The organism is candidate division KSB1 bacterium (assembly GCA_022562085.1).
In the GTDB taxonomy this organism is placed as follows: Bacteria; Zhuqueibacterota; Zhuqueibacteria; order Oceanimicrobiales; family Oceanimicrobiaceae; genus Oceanimicrobium.
In genome coordinates this window covers 1-19,275 of record JADFPY010000049.1, presented here as the reverse complement: position 1 = coordinate 19,275, position 19,275 = coordinate 1, and the positions used below count along the sequence as shown (strand labels likewise).

The window sequence follows — 19,275 nt, the reverse complement described above, 5'->3', positions numbered from 1 at the left end:
GGAGATTACAACAACGACGGATTCTTGGATATTTTCGTAACCGCCCTGGAAAATGGAATTTATCAATTATACCGCAACAAAGGAGATGGTACTTTTGAGGAAGATCGCCGCTCCAAAGAAATGCTTAAAAGTCTTCAAAGCGTTCGAGGGCTGGACACTCGTTTCTTTGATTTTGATAATGATGGTTTTTTAGACATTCTGGTGGTAGGTGAACCAATCAATAAAAGTAACCACGGCATTTTGCTATTTCATAATGACGGTACCGGAGAATTCGAAGATACATCTTCATTGCTGCCGGCCGATCTGGTTTCAGGTCAGAAAGTCGTTATTGCGGATTATAATGAAGATGGCGACATGGATTTGTTTATTCAGGAACCGGATGGCAGCATCCGGTTATTGCGCAACGATGGCGGCAATGTTAATAAATATCTGAAAGTGCAGTTGGTTGGCCTCAGAACCGGCAGCGGAAAAAACAACCATTTCGGTATCGGGTCAAAGTTAGAAGTTCGGGCAGGCGACCTGTATCAAATCCGTGTGGTCGACGAGCCGGTAACTCACCTTGGTCTTGGCCAGCGTTTAAAAGCGGATGTGGTGCGGATTCTCTGGCCAAACGGGACACCGCAAAACCTGTTCTACCCCGGCAGCGATCAAGATTTGATCGAAGAACAAACCCTTAAAGGCTCCTGCGCTTTTGTTTACACCTGGACCGGCGAGAAGTATGAATTTGTGACCGACATTATTTGGCGCAGCGCCCTGGGGATGCCCCTTGGCATTATGGGCGGCGAAACGGCCTATGCTTTCCCGAATTCCTCCCGGGATTATTTTAAAATTCCAGGTGAGATGCTGAAACCTAAGGATGGCGCTTATTCAGTTCAAATTACAGAGGAACTCTGGGAAACCGCTTATTTTGACAAAACCAGACTGATTACGATCGATCACCCAAGTTCGGTGGAGGTTTTCATTGACGAACGATTTGTGCCGCCGCCGGTCCCACCTTTGCAGATATTCACGGTAACAAAAAAGCAAACCCCAGTCTCTGCAATTGACGATCGGGGAAACAACCTTTTACCTGCAATTCAGCACAAAGACGACGTTTTCATCTCAAACCTAATTCCCTCCAAATACCAGGGAATCACGGAGCTACATGATCTTATTTTAAACTTAGGGGACTTATCAAAAAAGGACGCTGTGGTTTTGTTCTTACAAGGATGGATTTTCCCTGCGGATGCAAGCATTAACGTTGCCCTTTCGCAATCAAATAAATTGAAACTGGTATTTCCACATTTGCAGGTGATCGATGAAAAAGGAAAATGGCAAACTGTTGTCCCAAATTTGAGTTTTCCTATGGGAAAAAACAAAACGGTCATCGTGGATTTGTCAGGTAAATTCTTAAGCGATGACACCCGCCTGCGCATTCGGACGAACATGGAAATTTATTGGGATCAGATCTTTTTCACTGTTAATGAACCCAAAGTACCTATTCAGCAAACAACTTTAAAACCGGTTTCAGCGGATATTCACTATCGCGGCTTTTCAAGATTATACCGCAAGGGCGGACGCTACGGCCCGCACTGGTTTGATTACAGCGATGTTTCCACCGAACCTAAATGGCGGGATTTAGTAGGCAACTACACAAGATACGGCGATGTACTGCCCCTGCTATTGCAATCCGATGACAAGTATGTCATTATGAACGCCGGAGATGAGATCACGGTTGAATTTGATGCAAAGCAAGCCCCCGAATTAAAATTCGGCTGGAGTCGAGATTTCCTAATCTTTGGTGACGGCTGGATCAAAGACGGCGACCTCAATACAGCTCATGGTAAAACGGTTGAGCCTCTCCCCTATCACGGCATGTCGAGGTATCCGTACGGACCAAATGATGCTTATCCACTGGATGAAGAGTTTCATAAAATCTATAATACCAGGCGGGTGGATAATAAAAGATTCCGCGAACAGATTCTGGATTTCTCAAAGAGTCAAAATCCGAACAAATAGTCACCCAGTGTTTTAGATATCGATTCCACATATACTATACTTAGGCCGGTTCGTCAATCTTGCAAGTTTTCGAGAAACATAAACCTACTGCATCCAATGGTTTCTGTCGCGGGAAGCTACGGTTGCGAATGAGTTGCCGTGATGGGTTCATCTAAGCCGACAACGTCAAAGGTAAATATATAGTCTCCGCTTGATTTCGTGTAACAACTTCCTTGTGATTGAAGCGGAAAAGTATCACCTGGAAAGAATGTGACTGGTGTCAAAACAGTACCAATGTCAGGTATAGAAAATACCTGACCATCCGGATTTTGAACTTCACCGCCAATTATCTCCAAAGTATCAGCCGCCAACGCAGTAAAGACCAAACATTGTGAATCATCATTCAGCGCATCCAAAACTTGCACGGCAACACTAATAGTTGGTTGAACTTGAGCAATACCAATACTCGCAGAACCACTGGTCGTGTTCCCGCCACCAAGATCTACTGTTACCGTTACCCAAGCCACACCTTCCGTAGCTCCTGCTGTAAAAATGGCCGCCGCACCAACGTCTCGGATCGAACCGCCAGTGGCCGCAAAGGTAACATCCAATGTATCCGGACTAACATTGAGCATCTGTATGGTGATTATCGATGAATCACCAGGCATTATTGAAATGGGATCAGCTATTATTGCCGAAAGTTTAGGAGTTTGATCGGATTCAACAGAGGTAACCGGATTCTCACTCAGACAGCCAGAATACACAATTATAGAAAGTAAAAACATATTTAGAAGTAAGGCCCTACACATTTGTGCACCTCTTGGTTAATGATTGGATAATCAAATCGCTAGACAGTTTATTTGAAATAAGTTACAGAGTTTGATAGAAAAGTCAAGTCCAGGTTATCACATGAAGCCAGAGTGATAAAACTTACGGTTTATTTTTTGCCAAATATGCTTCGATATCTCTTAGCATCTCTCTTGCACCAGACTCATCCGGCTTATACTGCAGACCAGCCTTGAATGCTGATGCAGCGCTTGCTAAGTCCCTCGATTTTACAAATGCACGACCGAGGTAAAAATGTCCTAACGCCAGACCCGGGTCGATTTCAACTGCCTTTCTATATGCTGCAATGGCATTGGCAAAGTTATTTTGTTTATAATAGTAATTTCCGAGATTAAAATGCCCTAAAGCATTCCACGGATTGTACTCGACGGCTTTTTTGTAAGCAAAAATTTCAGAATTTAGTTCTCCTCGTTTTTGATAGGCAATGCCCAAATTCACCCAGGTCATCGAATTATGTGGCTTAAATTCCAACGCTTTCTGATAACATGCAACCGCCTGCTCTAGATCAGCTTTGTGGCTATAAGTTATACCTAAATTAACCAGGGTCGCAGCATCATCCGGCAAAACTTCAAGGGCTTTCTTATAAGTTACAACTGAATTCTCAAGTTCACCCCTCCACGATAGAGGCCAGCCAAATAAGCGAGTGCGACAGCCCATCTCTTCCTGATGCGCATTTCTTCAGTGTTTAATGACTGCAATTTATTTCGTAAGTAAGCATGGACTTCGGGATCGTGATCATAGGCAAAATGTAAACTCATCAGTGCCAAAGCTTTTAAATCCAAATCTTCCGATTCACACAATTGCTTTAATTTAGCAATGATTTCAAGTTCTAAATAGGCCATCTCCGGACTTAAGTATTCCTGAATGAACAGACTCAGACCGGCTACCTGCGCCATAATATGATTTTCTTCGGAGTCTAATAGTAACTTACTGGCTGTTCTTCTACTCACGCCCTTTTGGGTCGCGAGTAAATTTGTAACAATCTTTTTATGAGGCTTAATTTTCCCGTACCATTCTTCAGTCTTGGCTTGTAACCAGGTAATGCTCCGGTCCTGATGACATTTTACACACGCGTTTTCAATGCCCAGTTTCTGATCAAATTCAGGTCTGGGAATTGGAATTGTGTGATCAGAACGTGCAAACCTCAATCGCCCACCGACGGACCGATGCTGTAGAAAGGGCATATGGCAGGATGTGCACAAATTTCCCGGGGAATCGGCTTTATGCTGTGAATGGCGTTCGGGCTCATGGGCTTTGCTGGCATGGCAGCCAGTACACTGACCGTTATCGAATTTGCCCTTAAGTGCGCTACCATTGATATCTCGATAACTTTGTGAATGGGGATCATGGCAATCAACGCAGGTCATTGAACCGTTTAAATAACAGTCACTGAAGAGATGATTTTGCTGGTACCCGAAGGCTCTAATTCGGCCATCCGGGTGATAAGGATTATCACCCAATATAGGAAGTTTTAAAGCGTAGTAATTTTCCAAATTTTTTCCAGGGAGATATCCGGAATCCAGCACATCCTTAATTGCATGACACTGAAAGCAAATCTGTAAAGATTGATCTTTGCTAAGAGTGGCCAGGGCTTTCATCCCAATATCTTCCATCTCATAGATCTTACCGGATCGGACCCGTTCAACATGTTTCTTTGCCGGACCATGACAGGATTCACAGTTAATTGCCAAACTCTTATATTTGGTTATATAACGTTTCTTGCCAATATCGTAATTAACCAGAATTTGACTACCATGGCATTCCTGACAGTTTTGAAAGGTTGGATCCGTGCCCAGGATGCGTGATGGAGGCCATTCACCCAAATCAGTGATCGCCAATTGTCTATCAATTGGAATCCAACCCCTGGCGCTTTTTGTTTCCCCAAACCATACCTGCTCTTTTCGAATGAAATCGAATGGCAGGAATCGCAAGGTTCCGTCTGGGAATTTGGTAAAATAAGTTTGGGTTCCGCCACCCTCGAGATATCCGCCACCAACAACCGCACTCACCTGGAAAGTTTGTTTCGGAAATGCTTCCTGTTCAACTAGAAACAAGTACTGTCCATTCTCAATAAAGGGAGTCACTTTGGCCTCTTTGAGCTGCAGGGGCTTGCCATTAAAATTTCCGATGATTGTTTTCGAACTCGGAGAACCTCCGGCACGACCATGTGTGGAATCTTTCCACAAGTTATATTGCTCTTTATGACATTCGACACAGGCTTCGGAGCCCAGAAAATCATCAAACGTTATTTCAGCAGTTATAACATTTGATTTCGGTGGCGGGAAAGGTTTGCGCTCTTGAGCTGAAAGCAATTGAGATTCCGGGTCTGGTACGAAGCATAAAAAATTTAGAACTACCAGGATGGAGGAAGTGGAAAAATTAAAAAAAACGCAATCGGACGAGCCGGTTTTTTCAACTTCCCTCTTCGGACTTGTTGTTTTAGAACGCAGTTTCAATCCTCCGGATTTTTTTCGTATTTTTTCATTTCCCTTCGTTTAAATCGAAAGGAATTTCATTTGTTATCCCGTGACCACAGAGGCCCCTCACAGTGGCACAACTTTCTCAAATAGGCTACCAATTTCAAAATTTCGGACCTTTCCAGGGTATCTCCCCAGGGTGGCATCAAATGGCTTTTATTGAGAATGTAGCCGCCCGCAACAACCCCATCGAATAACGTGTCATCTGGTCTATTTGACATATAAACTGAATCTGAAAACTTTGTTGGACGGGTTGGTAAATACTTGGTATTGAAGCCGTCACTATCACCCTTCACACCATGACAGGAAGCACAATACCTTACGTATAATTCTCGTTCCTCATTTGTATCCTGAAAAACCTGGATTGGATTATCAACGAGAGATAGATAGGATAGCTCTTTCTTTGAAATTTCCTGCTGTAACAGATAATTTACAATGAGATTTTTTGTTTTTTGCGGCATCGCAATTTTTGGCATGACCGTTTCATGAACAACTGATTTGGGATTTTGAATCATTTGGTAAACAAACTCGCTTTGCAACCTGGATTTGATATTCGAAAGGTCGGGTGCAATCCTACCTCCCTCCTCACCTAAACGATGACATCCCAAACAAGACAATTTTTCTTTCAATAATGTTTCCGCCTTGGCCATAGAAAATGCTGATAACTTTCGGGGTTTGAAAGCATGACTCAATGTCTTGAACTTGTCTGCTTGATTTACAATATAATTCGTTAGGACCTCAACTTCATTATCTGAAAGGTTAAAATCCGGCATTCGGCTTCCAGAACCGGGGTGAAACCCAAAAGGCCTTATTGAAGTTGGTTTTTTCAAATATGCTTTTAACCAATCTTTCCTTACCCTGGCTCCCTCGATGCTTAAATCAGGAGCATCTTTCTTTGTTGTCATTTTGCCAGAATACTTATGACACGCTATACAATTTAGCGAAATAAATATCTGTTCGCCCAAACTGGCATTCACCTCAGAGTACTCAACTTTGGCATCTTCGAATACTCGCTGCAATTCTGACTGTTTCTTTGTGTTCAGAGAAAAGAGATATTTTGTCAAATCATAAATATTTTGGGCAGCCTGAGGTAAGATTTCCACGAATTTATTCAGCGTTGCATCATGTGTATAGAAGTAACTGGGCATGGTCGTCCGTAACCCGTCAAACACATAAGGAGCCGCCAGATATTTTTTGACCCAATTTGGATTTAAGCGATACCCAAGTGTCGATAAATCAATAGATTCCTTCGTACCCTCACCACCCAAGCTATGACATTTGGTACATTCAAATTGATTTAGGAGTGTCTGTACACTGGTTAAGTTCATATTTTGACGATATTGTTGAACTGCAGTATTCAATTCTAAAGGAAATTCCGGCCATTCTCCCTTTAATCCTTGCTGTTTCTTTAAAAAAAGAACTAAAGCCAGGCTTTCCTTTTTGTTCAACTGGAAATTCGGCATGCGCGAAAAACCGATATGCTGCCGAATCTTGGTTGGATTTTGTAGATAGTCAAAAAGATAAGCAGAATTAAACCTTAACCCGGCATCACTTAAGTCAGGGGCCTTATCTTGAATATTGTTTCCCTCGGGCAATCCGTGATGACAAGCCGAACAGGCAAGATCTCTAATCAACTCCTCAGCTGTGGGCTTTGTTTCTGCGGTAATAGCTTCTTGGGAAAGAAGAAAAAGGGCAATGAAAATGATGCTTGAGGCTCTTACTATCATTAAAATTATTGATAGTGTTCAGTTAATTGTTACTCTCTGTATGGTTTTCTAACTTGGTATAACTTTAATCTTCTTTGGAACTGCTCCCCCAAATCTCGGTGTGAGGGTCGAATTAATTGCAGTGCTTGGTGAACAGTCTTGACGGCCTTTTCAAACTCTCCCTCTTCTGCATAGGCTGCAGCTAAAACATCAAGGTTGCGGGGAATAAGGTAACTGGTCATCTTACATATGTTTTCAGCCAAGCCTATGGCTTCATTCCCATCCCGTAACTTTTCCTGGCGTGTCGTCGCCAAGACCCATGCCAACCGGGAGGATATCTCTATATGGTCAGGTGCCTCAGCAAGGCCATGACGAAAAACCCTGATCGCCGCAGCCATTTCGCCAGCTCGCAAGTGAAATATGCCAAGGTTGAGATAAGCAGCCGCAAAAACAGGGTTCAGTTTCAAAGCCTTATCGATGTAGCTCTTTGCCTCTTCAGTTTGACCTTTTTCATAAAGGGCAGCAGCCAGGTTATTAAAAGCCTCGGCATAACTCTTGTCTAATGCAATTGCTGCCTGAAGCTGCTCGATGGCCTCATCATGGTTACCAAGTTTTTGCAAGGCTAAACCCAAATTGTTGTGGGATTGGGCATCTGCCTTTAAAAACAATCTCATCCTAAATTCTTTAACCGCTGACCGATAACGCCCGGCGGCCATATAAGCCAGCCCGCGTCGTCGATACCACCATGAGCTAACTCCTTCTGCAGCCAGGTCAGCATAAACCGGATCCGGCATCCGTGTCAACTCCGGTAATTGCTGCACGTAACGTAATTCACGTTCACCTTTTTGAGTTTCACCCAGGCGGCGATAAACAACCGCCAGCAGGCCATGCGCCTCACTGTAGCGAGGCGCAATCTCTAGGGCTTTCAATAAATATTTACGGCTGGCCTCTACATCACCTCTAGATAACTCTATTTGAGCAAGTCCGAGATATGAATGAGGTAGCTTTGGATCAAGAGCAATCGCCCGACGATATGCCTGTGAAGACGCCTCTAGTTGCTCTTTATTAAAGAGAGCACGCCCATACAAGTTATGCAAGGGTGCATGATTTGGCATTATCAGCAAACTGCGCTCGAACCATTCAAGATCTTCAGGCGAACCCATTTCATGGAGCGCAATTGCACAATAATAAGGCCACCGGAATTCCTTGGGATTCAAAGCGGCGGCTTGCTTATAGCATATGACAGATTCAGACTTCAACTCATGCACATCCAGGTTCATTGCCAATTTGGCCCAGGCAATGCTGGAGTTGGGGTTCTTTTCGACTTCTAATCGAAGCAATCGAATTTTCTCAGCAACTTGTCCTTCCATCCCGCTTAATTCGGGATTCGGTAATATATCCAATGACACATGAGGCCCTGATATAAAAAACCAGGTCAATGTGAGAAGTATGCCTAAAGGAAAAATAATTAAAAAGGCTGACCGCAAATTGTTGACTAGCCGCTTACTTCCCCGTACAGCAGGTTGCTTTTGTACTTTCTGATTTTTTGGGGGGGTTCGTTTTTTTTTAGCCATGGCGGGGCTGACCTTCGCCCTTTTTAAGCAGGATAAATTGATCAGCGGTCACCCCTGGAAAAATCTCTTCCGTGCCATCAGGCCATTGGACCTGAATTTTATCAACCGCTGTCGCAGAACCCAATCCAAAATGCACTCTGGGATCGTTACTGGAAGAGAAACTATAGCCTGGGCCTACTAGTCGATAAAGCCTGTGCTCGCCGACAAAAGCAGTGATCTTTGCACCAATAGCATAACGATGCAGTTTTGGATCAATTGCTCGTAAAATAAGCCAGTGACCTTTTTCCTTGACATCATTACGAAACAGTCGAGCCCGTCCTCCTGCGTTGGAAACTAATAAATCAATATCTCCATCATTGTCTACATCTCCAAAGGCAATCCCCCGGCTGTTTTCTACGACCGAACAAAAACCAGGAGCAGAATCACTGACGTTTTGAAAACCGCCACTACCATCATTCTCAAAAAGAAAATTAGGCTCGGCATAGTAATCCCAATGCTCGGCTGGACGGGTGGCGGTCAAGAGAGGGCCGCGAGTTACCCTGCCATTCACGACAGCTAAATCCAGATCCCCATCATGATCATAGTCAAAAAATCCGGTTCCAAAACCAGTGTAGGATAGACTTATTCCTGCCAATCCTGATGGCGATGTGTCATCTATAAAACCGTAAGTTTCATCGTAACGATACAGTGTATTACTTTCCGCTCGCAGATGGCTTATGAATAAATCCCAATCTGCGTCGTTGTCTATATCACCCACGGCCACGCCCATACCCGCTTCGGCACGACCGAGGTCATTGACTGCAGCACCTAATTTTAGGGCTTGTTCTTCAAATTTTCCATTTTGCTGATTTATCCAGAGTTGATTTGCCTCTCCATCATTAGCAACGTACAAATCCGGATAAGCGTCCCCATTGAAATCGGCGCTGACCACGCCCAAACCCTTAGATGGTTTTGCTGAAAAACCGGATTGCACGGAAACATCTGTAAATGTACCGTCGCCATTATTGGCATAGAGTAAATCAGGAACTGCTGGAAAGCCCTGCGGACTACAATAATCAGGGCGGCCTCCCTTATCCGTACATACATTTTCCCCATCATATTCAATATAGTTTGTGACAAAGAGATCTAAAAAACCATCAAGGTTGTAGTCAAAAAAAACTGCTGAACATGCCCATTGCGGATTATTAATTCCTGAAAATTCGGAAATCTCAGTAAAGGTGCCATCACCATTGTTGCGATAGAGAGCATCGGGACCATAATTTGTTATATAGATGTCAACGTCGCCGTCGTTGTCAATATCGCCAACGGCAACTCCCATGCCATAACCGGTATCCCCTAAACCGGAAGATTCGGTGACATCAACAAAGGTGCCATTTTCTTGCTGGCGAAACAGGCTATTACGCGATGGTGGGTCATGAGACGTTATCTGTCCGTGTTGTGCGCCATTCACCAAGTAAATATCCAGATCACCGTCATTATCATAATCGAGAAAGGCGGCTCCGGAGCCTATACTTTCAGGCATGAAATAGCTGCCATCAACTCCGGGATTGTGGACAAATTGTAAGTTGACTTGTTCGGTGATATCCGTAAACAAATCTACCGAAGATGAGTTGGAAGGATTATCTTTGCCGGTTTCCGAAACAGTACATCCTGTCGCTAAAGAAAAAAAAAGAAGGACACTAAGCGCTCGAAGTCTCTTGAAGATGATAAGTCTTGATGGCAATTTCAAGCAGGTGCTAAAACACATTATTGCGATTTCGTAGTGACTACGAATGCGCCACCCATATGGTTGGTTCCGAACCTGGTGGTGGCATCGGTTGCCTTTAGATATTGAATTTTTTCAATCGTCACCGAAGAAATGTCATACAAAGATCTCATACCGCCATATCTGAGGTTGTCCACATAGACAACGGGCTCTATAGGTACGCTTCTTCCACGCGTTCCACGGTATTTTAGCAAGTTTGGTCTCAGCAATTGAATGGCTTCGTAAGCATTTTTTGCAGTGGTCTGTGCGATCTCTTCAGCAGAAATCAAATCCCTCCTAAACGATTTTCTTCCTTTGCTTTGCTCAGAAGTAGCACAGGAAAATAACATAACGACCATGATCACCAGAACATAAAACCTTTTCATGTTAACCTCCCACAAATTTAGTATGCTGAGCGTATACCGGATCGCTTGATCAGATATGGCCCCTTCTTTGGTGAACCCTTAATCTCTTTTTTTACCAAGAACTATATTTCATCGTTTCTGGTTCGGCGGATCCGGATCTGGAATACCACCGCCGCCCGCACCCCCTTTAGCGCTTATAAATGCAAAACTGAGAATTCCAGCCAAAACGATTCCGCCCAAAACCAAAACAGGTAGTATTTTAAGCCCGGTCCTGGCTTCGCCAACGATAGATTTGACGAATTCTTCCTTAAACTTAATAAGTTCCACGCCAATATTGTCGTAGTATTTCAGAATCTCAAATTTATGCCTGAGATTTGAAGCCCGATCATAACGGTATAGTTCCCCGACCAAAAGAATCTTTTCTCCCTCACGAGCATTATTTGAGATATTTCCTCCAAAAATATAATCTGCTTGTAATTCGCTGGCGAGTGCGAAGAAATCGTTTTGCTCAGGATGCTTCAAAAGTTTTGCGACGGTTTCAGCTCCGAGCAACTCTTCTACCTTTTTAGAGTTCATCAGGTGTATTGAAGATTGCGTACTCAATAAATCTTCTACTCGTTGAAGAACTCTTTCCCTAACCTCTTGCGGCAAGTGTTCAAATTGAAGTCCTACAAAAGCAACCTTGATCTTTTTGCCGTTCGCAAGAGCCGGGATAATTTGAAGGCTAAGCAAAGAAAAGATCAGTAAAACTACTATGGGTCTTTTGAAAGAGATTTGGAACATAGATGTACCTCCTGCTCTCTTTTAAAAATAGAGAACATGTTAAATACCATTTGTTAAGGTTCTATGTTGATTTGAGTGGGTAAATAGTACTTGATTAAGATATTTTTCAGCCACGGATTGACACTGATGAACACTGATTCTGTTTAATAAATGAAATGCTTGAATTCTACTTTCTTTTTTCCGAAATTAATGAGTAATCCTACTTTTGTTTCTATTGCTTTTAATTCATTGAGTAATTGTGGTTCATCTTTTGGATACTATTGCTTTGGGACTTTAAGTTCCACGATAACTTCCATCCACAATCCCGACCCGTCGGGACTCCTATTCACCTACAATTGCACCTTTGAACTCCACTCTTATTGAGTGTTCTATTTCAGCAGAATGACAACGGCGTAATAATTCCACTAATGTTTTCTGATAGACTTTTTCTAAAAAACCATATCCGAGAATATTGTGCTCTTCATAGGACTGAACCGATAATAGCTTCTGTAATGTCTTCATGTTCTAATTTCATTTATCCGTGTACAATCTGTGTCAATCCGTGGCTTTATTTTTTCTAATGTTTACCCACTGCATTCAAACATAGAGCCTTTTAAGATGACATCAAAGCTGAATCTAAAATAAGAAACAAGAGATTAAAATTCAAATAAAAATGGCAAATCCAGAGCGGTTTTACTTAAAACTAAAAAAGGGTGGCTCATAAGAGCCACCCTTTCTTGATCAATCTATGCAACACTGCAGAAAACTTAACGCGTTGTGAAGTCCACAAAAGGATTCGACTCAATTTCGCTTCGTGTGATGGCGAAAAAGGAACCCGGACTCTGGGCCGCTTCAAAATTAGGCAGCCAATCTGGTGATTTCACACCAAAACGGTACATGTCTGCCAGGCGGCGTCCCATCAGAAACAGATGAGCCCGACGTTCGTGTTGTAACAGCTCGCCTTCCCGTCCGGCCGGTACCGGAGAAAGGCCATCGCGGGCACGCAAAGCATCCATGACCGCCCTGGCAGCGCCGGCATTGCCTCTGGCAATATCCGACTCTGCAATGATCACCTGCATTTCACGCTCGGTAACTACAGTAAAGGGCGCGAAAGACTGGCCGCCATTTCCGGTGACGTCCCGGAATTCAGCAATAGTGGCCAAAACCCGCGGATCAGGCACACCGTCAACAGGATCCAAAAGAGGGACGTGGAACTCGGGTCTAACCTGAAGGGTAGGATCGGCAACCAGGCCCAATTCAAGGCGTCCGTTGACTTGAAACGAATAATCGTTGCCAGGCGTAGCAGCCGAATAATTGAGCTGATACTTCCAGTCCGCTGAAACCATACCCAGAGCGGCTTCCGCATCATCCCTTCCGGCATCGACAAAGGCATTTGCCGGCGGCTGGGCGCCACGGGGATTAACCATATCCCAGATGGCCCTGGCATTTTTCGCCCGGGCTCTCATAGCTGTTAACCGCGCCCTGTTTTCAGCATCAGATGTAATTGCAAGACCGGATGTACAAAAATCAATTGCCTGCTCGTAGAGCTGAAACATATTGTCTTCGCCGATAGCCGGCTGGGAATCTGTTCGGTCAGAAATTACAAAGTCATCCCACATATCCGCAACCATTGTGCGGATGATAGCAGCGTACAGGTAGCTAAGCGCCAGGTGTTCCGGATCATCGAGGTCGCCGGCAGCCTTCAGCGTAACTAACTTGTCAATCGCAAAATCCGCCATAAAGCGGGCTTCGGTGGCAAAGGGCCAGGCGGCATCCACGAATTCATTGTTGGGATCACCCATGGCACCCTTGTTGAGCTGATTCCAGGCATCTCTGGATCCGATCCAGGTGCCTTCATCAGTTGCGGTCGTGTATGGCCCATACATACTCCCGGCGGCCCGGGCCAGAGTCACCTGAGCGCCGTTGGCAAGAGCGACTGCTGCCGTCGGAAGTGAGAGATCCTCTTCTACCAGGCTGTTGGGGTTTTCCACCTCGAGAGGGTCCTTGCATGCCATCATTGCGACCAGGGTGACAGCCAGCAGACAAACCATGAAAAGACTCAACCCTTTTGTGTTACTTATTTTATCTTTCATATTTTAATTCTCCTATGCTTCAACAATTGCTACATGAATAGCTATCGGTTTGCCTAGAAACCCAACCGCAATTTAAACAGGATTTGACGCGGAATGGGAAGACCAAAGGCATCCACACTGACAAGAAAGTTATTATCGAGCTGGGTCTGGGATGGGTCGCCTGAGATCTCCGAGGCGCCATCGCCATTGCGGCTCAACCAATTCGTTTCCGGGTCTGTGCCGGAGTACCCCGTAAATGTATGCAGGTTCCGTCCGGAAATTGTGAAGGAAGCGTAGTCCACGCCCAATCTCGATGCCAGACTACGAGGAAAGTCATACGTCAGGCCGATCTCGCGAATGGCTATAAAGTTGCCGCTTTCCATTGTGTTCAGCCCGCTGTATGGCGCCAGGGCGCGGTAATTGTTTTCCCATTCAAGTGCTGCATCAAGACGCTGTTCAGCCGTACTGGCCGGATTGAGAAGAACGAGCTCGGTTGCAGCCGCTTCCGGCGTATTACGCCCGATAGCTGGATGCGATTTTCTGAACGCGTCGGTCAGATTAGTAATGGTAAAATTACCCGCCTTATATTCGAACAAAGAACTCAAGCGGAAATGCTTCAAGAACCCCATATTCAGGCCGAACGCACCTTGCCAATCAGGTGTTGGCTTGCCGAGAAAGTGGGCGAGGGGATCACCGTTGAATGCATCCGGGCCGGGCTTCAAGACGGCAGCATAGTCCGAAGGATTGCGTGGCTGCGAAAAGTAGGCCAACAATGTTGCCCTGTCATCGGCAACCCCGTCACCGTTGGTGTCAATGGGAAAGGGATCGTCAGATAAAACGGCACCGAACAAAGCACCCGGGGCAAAACCTTCGCGCAAGTAATTTCGAATTCGAGAATAGGTGCCGGAAATTTTCTGGTCCGCGGCACCGCCCAGAGATGTTACGACTTCATCTAAATAGGCGGCGTTGGCGAAAAGATCCAGAGAAAAATTCTCTTTTTGCACAGCCCTGAAATTTAAGGTTATATCAACACCTTTGGCGTCTATCTGGCCGATATTGACCAACTGCCGATTTCTAAAGCCGCCCGAGGGTGCGAACTGTTGATATACCAATGCATCATTAACGACGCGGTCCCAGTAGGTAAACTCCAGGCCGAGGCGATCATTCAAAACTCCGACTTCAAAACCAACCTCGATTTCGCTTGACACCTCAGGTTTAAGGTCGGCATTGCCCAGGTTTTCCGGCGCCACTCCCGCACCCAAAGTAGAAGTCAGGGGCGTAAAAGTGGTAAATTCGTCGAAAAAGGTTGGTTGTTGACCCGATTTACCCCAGGCTGCACGGAGACGTAATGTGGAAATCCCCATACCGCTCATGTCAAATGCTGCCGTAGGAATAAACGATGCACTTAATTTGGGATAGCTTTGGGTGCTGAAATTTGAACCAAAGGCGCTGTTGGCATCAAATCGAATCCCACCTGTAACATAGAGGTAGTCCTTGTAGCCAACCTGTTCTTGAAAATAAGCCCCGGCTTCGATAACTTCGGTGAAAACTGACTCTACGGACTGATTAGCGCCGGCATCCAAAACCCCTAAACCCGCTCCGGGAAAAACATCAACGTCAGCGAGACTTAGTTGAAGGGTTGATTGAAAGCCCTGAAAACCAACAACGGCAGTCGATGAGATATCATCAGTAAAGTTGTGGTTCCAGTTACCTTTTACATCCAGGGTATACACCTTGTTCTCTCGTTTGCCCTGCTGTAATGCGCCGGTGATATCACTGCCGGTGAAGTTATCCACGTTCCATCCGAACGGGGTAAATTCCTCGCTGCGTTGGGAGGTGAAATCTACGCCAAAGATGCCCTCAACATTCAACTCGTTGGTAACTTTGTAGCTGGTTCCTAAGGCAATTCCGGCGTGCTGAGTGTCATCCGCGACAGATCGATAGGTGCTTTCACGTACCGTCGCAAAGGCGACCGTACCCTGAGGATTGCTTGGGCTGGCAAACTCAGGCTTGCCAAACATCGCCAGAGTCACCGTAGCGAAAATATTGTTGTTATTCTGTAGCGTATGTTGTGAGATTTGTGAATAAAAGGTACTCAAACGGATGCGTAGTTTGTTGCTTGGAACAATATTGATCGTACCGGAAAACTGGCCTCTTTCCAACCTATCATCCGCATCACCCGGCGGCTGACCCAAGAATGCGCTCGCTTTCGGGTCGACCGGGCCATTCGTGTGCTGGAAGCGACCGCTGGCGAAATAAGTCACACCAGAACCCCCACCACTTACACTCAAGGAGTAAGTCTGAGCAAGGCCGGTTCCCAAAATATCATTCACGTTGGTTCTTCTTACCAACTCAAAAGGTCGAACGGTAAAGCCAAACGCATCAGACATAGATTTTGCCTGATCGTCGTTGCGTGCAAATCCCGTATTAACATGAAAAGCATCAGGATACTTAATCGTCGCTGCTTCGATTTCAACGGTGAATTTGGGTTTGCTAAATTGACCTTGTTTGGTGAAAATCTGGATCACGCCATTCGAAGCTTGCGTGCCGTATAGGGTTGCAGCAGCCGCACCTTTTAGAATCTCGATGCGCTCAATGGATTCCGGATTTATATCATCAAGGCGTGATGGCCCGCCGCCACCGCCTGCACCATTGCCGCACAGTGCAAAACCGCCGCCGTTATTCACGCGCACACCATCAATGTAAATCAGCGGTTCATTCGTTGCTGACAGGCTGGCGCTGCCGCGAATTCGAATCGTGGCGCCTTCGCCAACTAATCCGCCGGATGGCGATACATTGACTCCAGCCGTACGTCCCTGCAATATTTCAGAAAGCGACTGTACCGGGGCATTTTCTATCGCCTTAATATTTATCGTTGCCACCGTGTTCCCCAGTCTTATCTTTTCCGTCGCAACGCCCACACCTGTTACTACGATTTCGTTCAGCGCGAGAACCGTCTCATCCATATCAAAGTTCAACTCACTCACTTCGCCGGCTGTCACATCCACCACTTTGACCAGGCTTTTGTAGCCGATAAATCGCACAAGAATTGAACGTTGACCGACACCGACATTTAAAATAGTGAATTCGCCTTCAATATTGGTAGCACTACCAATATTGAGGCCCTGAACCACAACATTTGCTCCGGGTAAGGCATCGCCGGTTCTAGCGTCCACAACCTTTCCGGCAATCGTCCCTTTTTGCGCAAGGAGCAATCCGGGAATCAACATCCCAAAGACTACGAGCCAAAAAAATTTGAGCTTAGACATAAACGCCCTCCTAAATTTAAGGTGATTAATGAATGTGAAATCATTCGGAATTGAACCATCCACATAGTTACTCCAAAAAATTTGACACTATTTTAATTAATGAAACTTATAATAGAAAGGCAGATCCCTTGCCAGAAAATAAAACACACAATTAGCCCCCTCGGTCACTTTATGGGTAAAAGAGATGAACTGCATATTCGATAGTCGATTGGGTAAAAAAGAGTTTTCAAAATTTCCTAAAGCAGAGCAAATTATGTACCACTTTGAAACAGTTTATGTCTAAGTCTATAGATAACAAGGCAGTACCAACCCATGATAAACAAAAGAAGAAGAAGAATACTTATGCAACTTCATGCCTAAAGTATGACAAATTTTGCATAGTTGTTGACTTACAAATTTTAGAAATCAAAAGCGATACAATTGATTTCACGAAAATTCAGGGTGTGGGCAATTCAACGTAGTTATACTCGGTACCAAATTGCTTCCCTTTTTCATCAAAAAGCCGGCGGATGTGGTCGTCCATGGTGAAGTAAATAATCTGCCACCCTTCTTTCGCCAGTTGTACTATTTTTTCCATCAGGAGTTTTCTGCGCTGCCAGTCAGAGTACTGAAACGCATCGTCCAGAATCAAAAACAGCGAATCCCGGGCGGCAATTTTTGCTGCGAAGCCAATGCGAAGGGCGAGCAGAATTTGTTCCTGAGCACCGGTACTGAGTTCTGAAATCCGGAAGTCATGAAATTCGTCAGACACGACTAATTTTTCTTGTTCGAGATTAATATTTTTATAGCGCTTCGTCAACTGAAATAACGGCTCCTGAACTTCCTTTGATTTCAAAGCAGACAGAAGCTTACTGTCTTCATCTTTCTTTAATTCTTTAATCACCTCGTGGACCGCCAGCTTGCCGATGATTTCAGCGGTTTTTTCTTTGTATTCCTTAACCAGTTCTTCGCGTTTTTCGCGCAGGTGGCCAATCACTTCCTCCCAATCGGTTGCAATGTCGTCGCCGGTTTGCTGGCAAATTAATTGCTTGAGACTGGCAAATTTGTTTGACTCATCTTCAATCTGAGAATCGATTTCATCGAGTTTCTGCTGCAGTTCATCGAGTTTTTGTTTGCTGTAAACGCCATTTGATGCTTGAGTTTGATAATCCGAAGGATCGACCCCAAGCTTGGCAAGGTATAGCTCCTTTTCGCGAAGGCGCCCTTCGAGCTTCTTGATGTTATTCTGGGAGACACGCAAGAGCTCATCCCAGGTTCCCGGTTCTTTCCTTTCGCCAATGAGCTCATAGATTTGATCAGATAGCGACAATTTTGAGGCATGCAATTGATTCAAATCTTCATCCAATTGTTTCTTGAGCAGGCGCGCAGTATTATAGTCTTCATCCATTTGCTGCAGCAATGCCAAAATAAGCGGCAGTTCCGTTAACTCGCGTTCGAATTTTTCAGCGAAAGAATTCTTTAAATTTTGTACCTCTTGATTTTCAACCGCGGTATTTAAAAAGTTTTGATAGCTTTTAAAATGGAGGAGCCCAAACACGAGCACGCCTAGCAAAGAAAAAGCAGCATAAATCGGCAACTCGAAAAAAGTCAAGGCGCCCCCCGAAAGCACAGACAAAATCGCTAAGATTAGAAAATAGGGTCGTGGTTTACTCGCGACTTTTTGTAATGAGTTTTGATACACATCCCTGGCATTTTTAAGCCATTCATAATGTACGCTTCGTTCCTCAGCAGCTCTCTGGGTTTCCTGTTTGCTTTTATATTCTAGATCTTTCTGACGATACAGAGTAAGCTGACTTTTTACTTGCTGAATCTTTTCCGCTGGAATGCGATTGATCTCCTGCCTGAGCCGTTTGACTTCATGGTCAACTGTATAGGCCAAATACTGTTTCGCTTGAATCATCGCAGCAATTTTATTTTCTATTTGCCGCTTCTGATCCAAAAGCATGTTGCGTTTACCGCCTGAGTACCCTCGATCAATTTGCTCAAATAATTTACTCAAACTGATGAGATTTTCTTCTAATTTTGTTTTAGCGCTCAACTCTCCCCTTTTCGGACCATTAATGACACTATTCTCAATCTGACTTTCCTGAATCGTCTTCGAAATTCTTTTTTGCACGGTTTCGAGCACATTCTTTCCCGAAAGCAAGCGCTTCATGATATTCTTGTCAACGCCGCCCGCGACATCGACAATTTCCACTTCGGCGCCTTTAACCACCAACAGTCTGGAAAAATCAGCCGGCAGCCCGGTTTTCGCTTCATCCCAGTAGTCCTCAAGCTTTTTGGATGAATCCGGAGAAAACTCAACCGCCTTACCATTCGACAGGCCACTGAGCACAACTTTGCCTTTGCCTTTTTGGGTACGCAAATTCCATTGATTGGCATGACGAAAAATCGAGCGAATAATGAATTCCACCAAGTAAGTTTTACCTTTCTCATTGTGACCAAAAATTAGGTTGAATTTCCCCAACTCGGTTGAAAAGTGC

13 protein-coding genes and 1 pseudogene are annotated in these 19,275 nt (G+C 44.8%); 1 reads left to right on the top strand and 13 read right to left on the bottom strand.

Annotated elements, in window-relative coordinates:
* A partial coding sequence (locus IH879_06800; GenBank protein ID MCH7674645.1) for a CRTAC1 family protein occupies positions 1–1,998 on the top strand: 1,998 nt, incomplete at its 5' end.
* A gap of 116 nt (positions 1,999–2,114) precedes the next feature.
* Here the strand turns inward: IH879_06800 and IH879_06795 are convergent.
* The 13 genes and pseudogenes from IH879_06795 to IH879_06735 form a co-directional block, all read right to left on the bottom strand.
* Positions 2,115–2,786, bottom strand: coding sequence for a hypothetical protein (locus IH879_06795; GenBank protein ID MCH7674644.1), 672 nt, complete (start codon positions 2,784–2,786; stop codon positions 2,115–2,117).
* 121 nt (positions 2,787–2,907) lie between these two features.
* Positions 2,908–3,480 (bottom strand): tetratricopeptide repeat protein, encoded by a 573-nt coding sequence (locus tag IH879_06790; protein ID MCH7674643.1) that lies wholly within the window; start codon positions 3,478–3,480, stop codon positions 2,908–2,910.
* Complete coding sequence (locus tag IH879_06785) at positions 3,411–5,135, bottom strand: hypothetical protein (protein MCH7674642.1); 1,725 nt, start codon at positions 5,133–5,135, stop codon at positions 3,411–3,413. Before IH879_06785 ends, IH879_06790 begins: the two co-directional genes overlap by 70 nt.
* A 200-nt stretch (positions 5,136–5,335) precedes the next feature.
* Positions 5,336–7,027 (bottom strand): c-type cytochrome, encoded by a 1,692-nt coding sequence (locus tag IH879_06780; GenBank protein MCH7674641.1) that lies wholly within the window; start codon positions 7,025–7,027, stop codon positions 5,336–5,338.
* A 29-nt stretch (positions 7,028–7,056) separates the two neighbouring features.
* Positions 7,057–8,580, bottom strand: coding sequence for a tetratricopeptide repeat protein (locus IH879_06775; protein MCH7674640.1), 1,524 nt, complete (start codon positions 8,578–8,580; stop codon positions 7,057–7,059).
* Positions 8,573–10,303 (bottom strand): CRTAC1 family protein, encoded by a 1,731-nt coding sequence (locus tag IH879_06770; protein MCH7674639.1) that lies wholly within the window; start codon positions 10,301–10,303, stop codon positions 8,573–8,575. Before IH879_06770 ends, IH879_06775 begins: the two co-directional genes overlap by 8 nt.
* A 23-nt stretch (positions 10,304–10,326) precedes the next feature.
* Positions 10,327–10,710, bottom strand: a complete 384-nt coding sequence (locus IH879_06765) for a Plug domain-containing protein (protein ID MCH7674638.1) — start codon at positions 10,708–10,710, stop codon at positions 10,327–10,329.
* A 108-nt stretch (positions 10,711–10,818) separates the two neighbouring features.
* Positions 10,819–11,472, bottom strand: a complete 654-nt coding sequence (locus IH879_06760; GenBank protein ID MCH7674637.1) for a hypothetical protein — start codon at positions 11,470–11,472, stop codon at positions 10,819–10,821.
* 143 nt (positions 11,473–11,615) lie between these two features.
* Positions 11,616–11,720 (bottom strand): annotated as a pseudogene (locus IH879_06755) (GxxExxY protein).
* A gap of 73 nt (positions 11,721–11,793) precedes the next feature.
* Positions 11,794–11,973, bottom strand: a complete 180-nt coding sequence (locus tag IH879_06750; GenBank protein ID MCH7674636.1) for a hypothetical protein — start codon at positions 11,971–11,973, stop codon at positions 11,794–11,796.
* A 245-nt stretch (positions 11,974–12,218) separates the two neighbouring features.
* Entirely contained in the window at positions 12,219–13,544 is a 1,326-nt protein-coding gene (locus IH879_06745; protein ID MCH7674635.1) for a hypothetical protein, read from the bottom strand.
* Positions 13,545–13,597: 53 nt separating this feature from the next.
* A complete protein-coding gene (locus tag IH879_06740; protein ID MCH7674634.1) occupies positions 13,598–16,792 on the bottom strand; it encodes a SusC/RagA family TonB-linked outer membrane protein in 3,195 nt (1,064 codons plus the stop codon).
* 436 nt (positions 16,793–17,228) lie between these two features.
* Entirely contained in the window at positions 17,229–19,205 is a 1,977-nt protein-coding gene (locus IH879_06735; GenBank protein MCH7674633.1) for a hypothetical protein, read from the bottom strand.
* Positions 19,206–19,275: the final 70 nt, after the last annotated feature.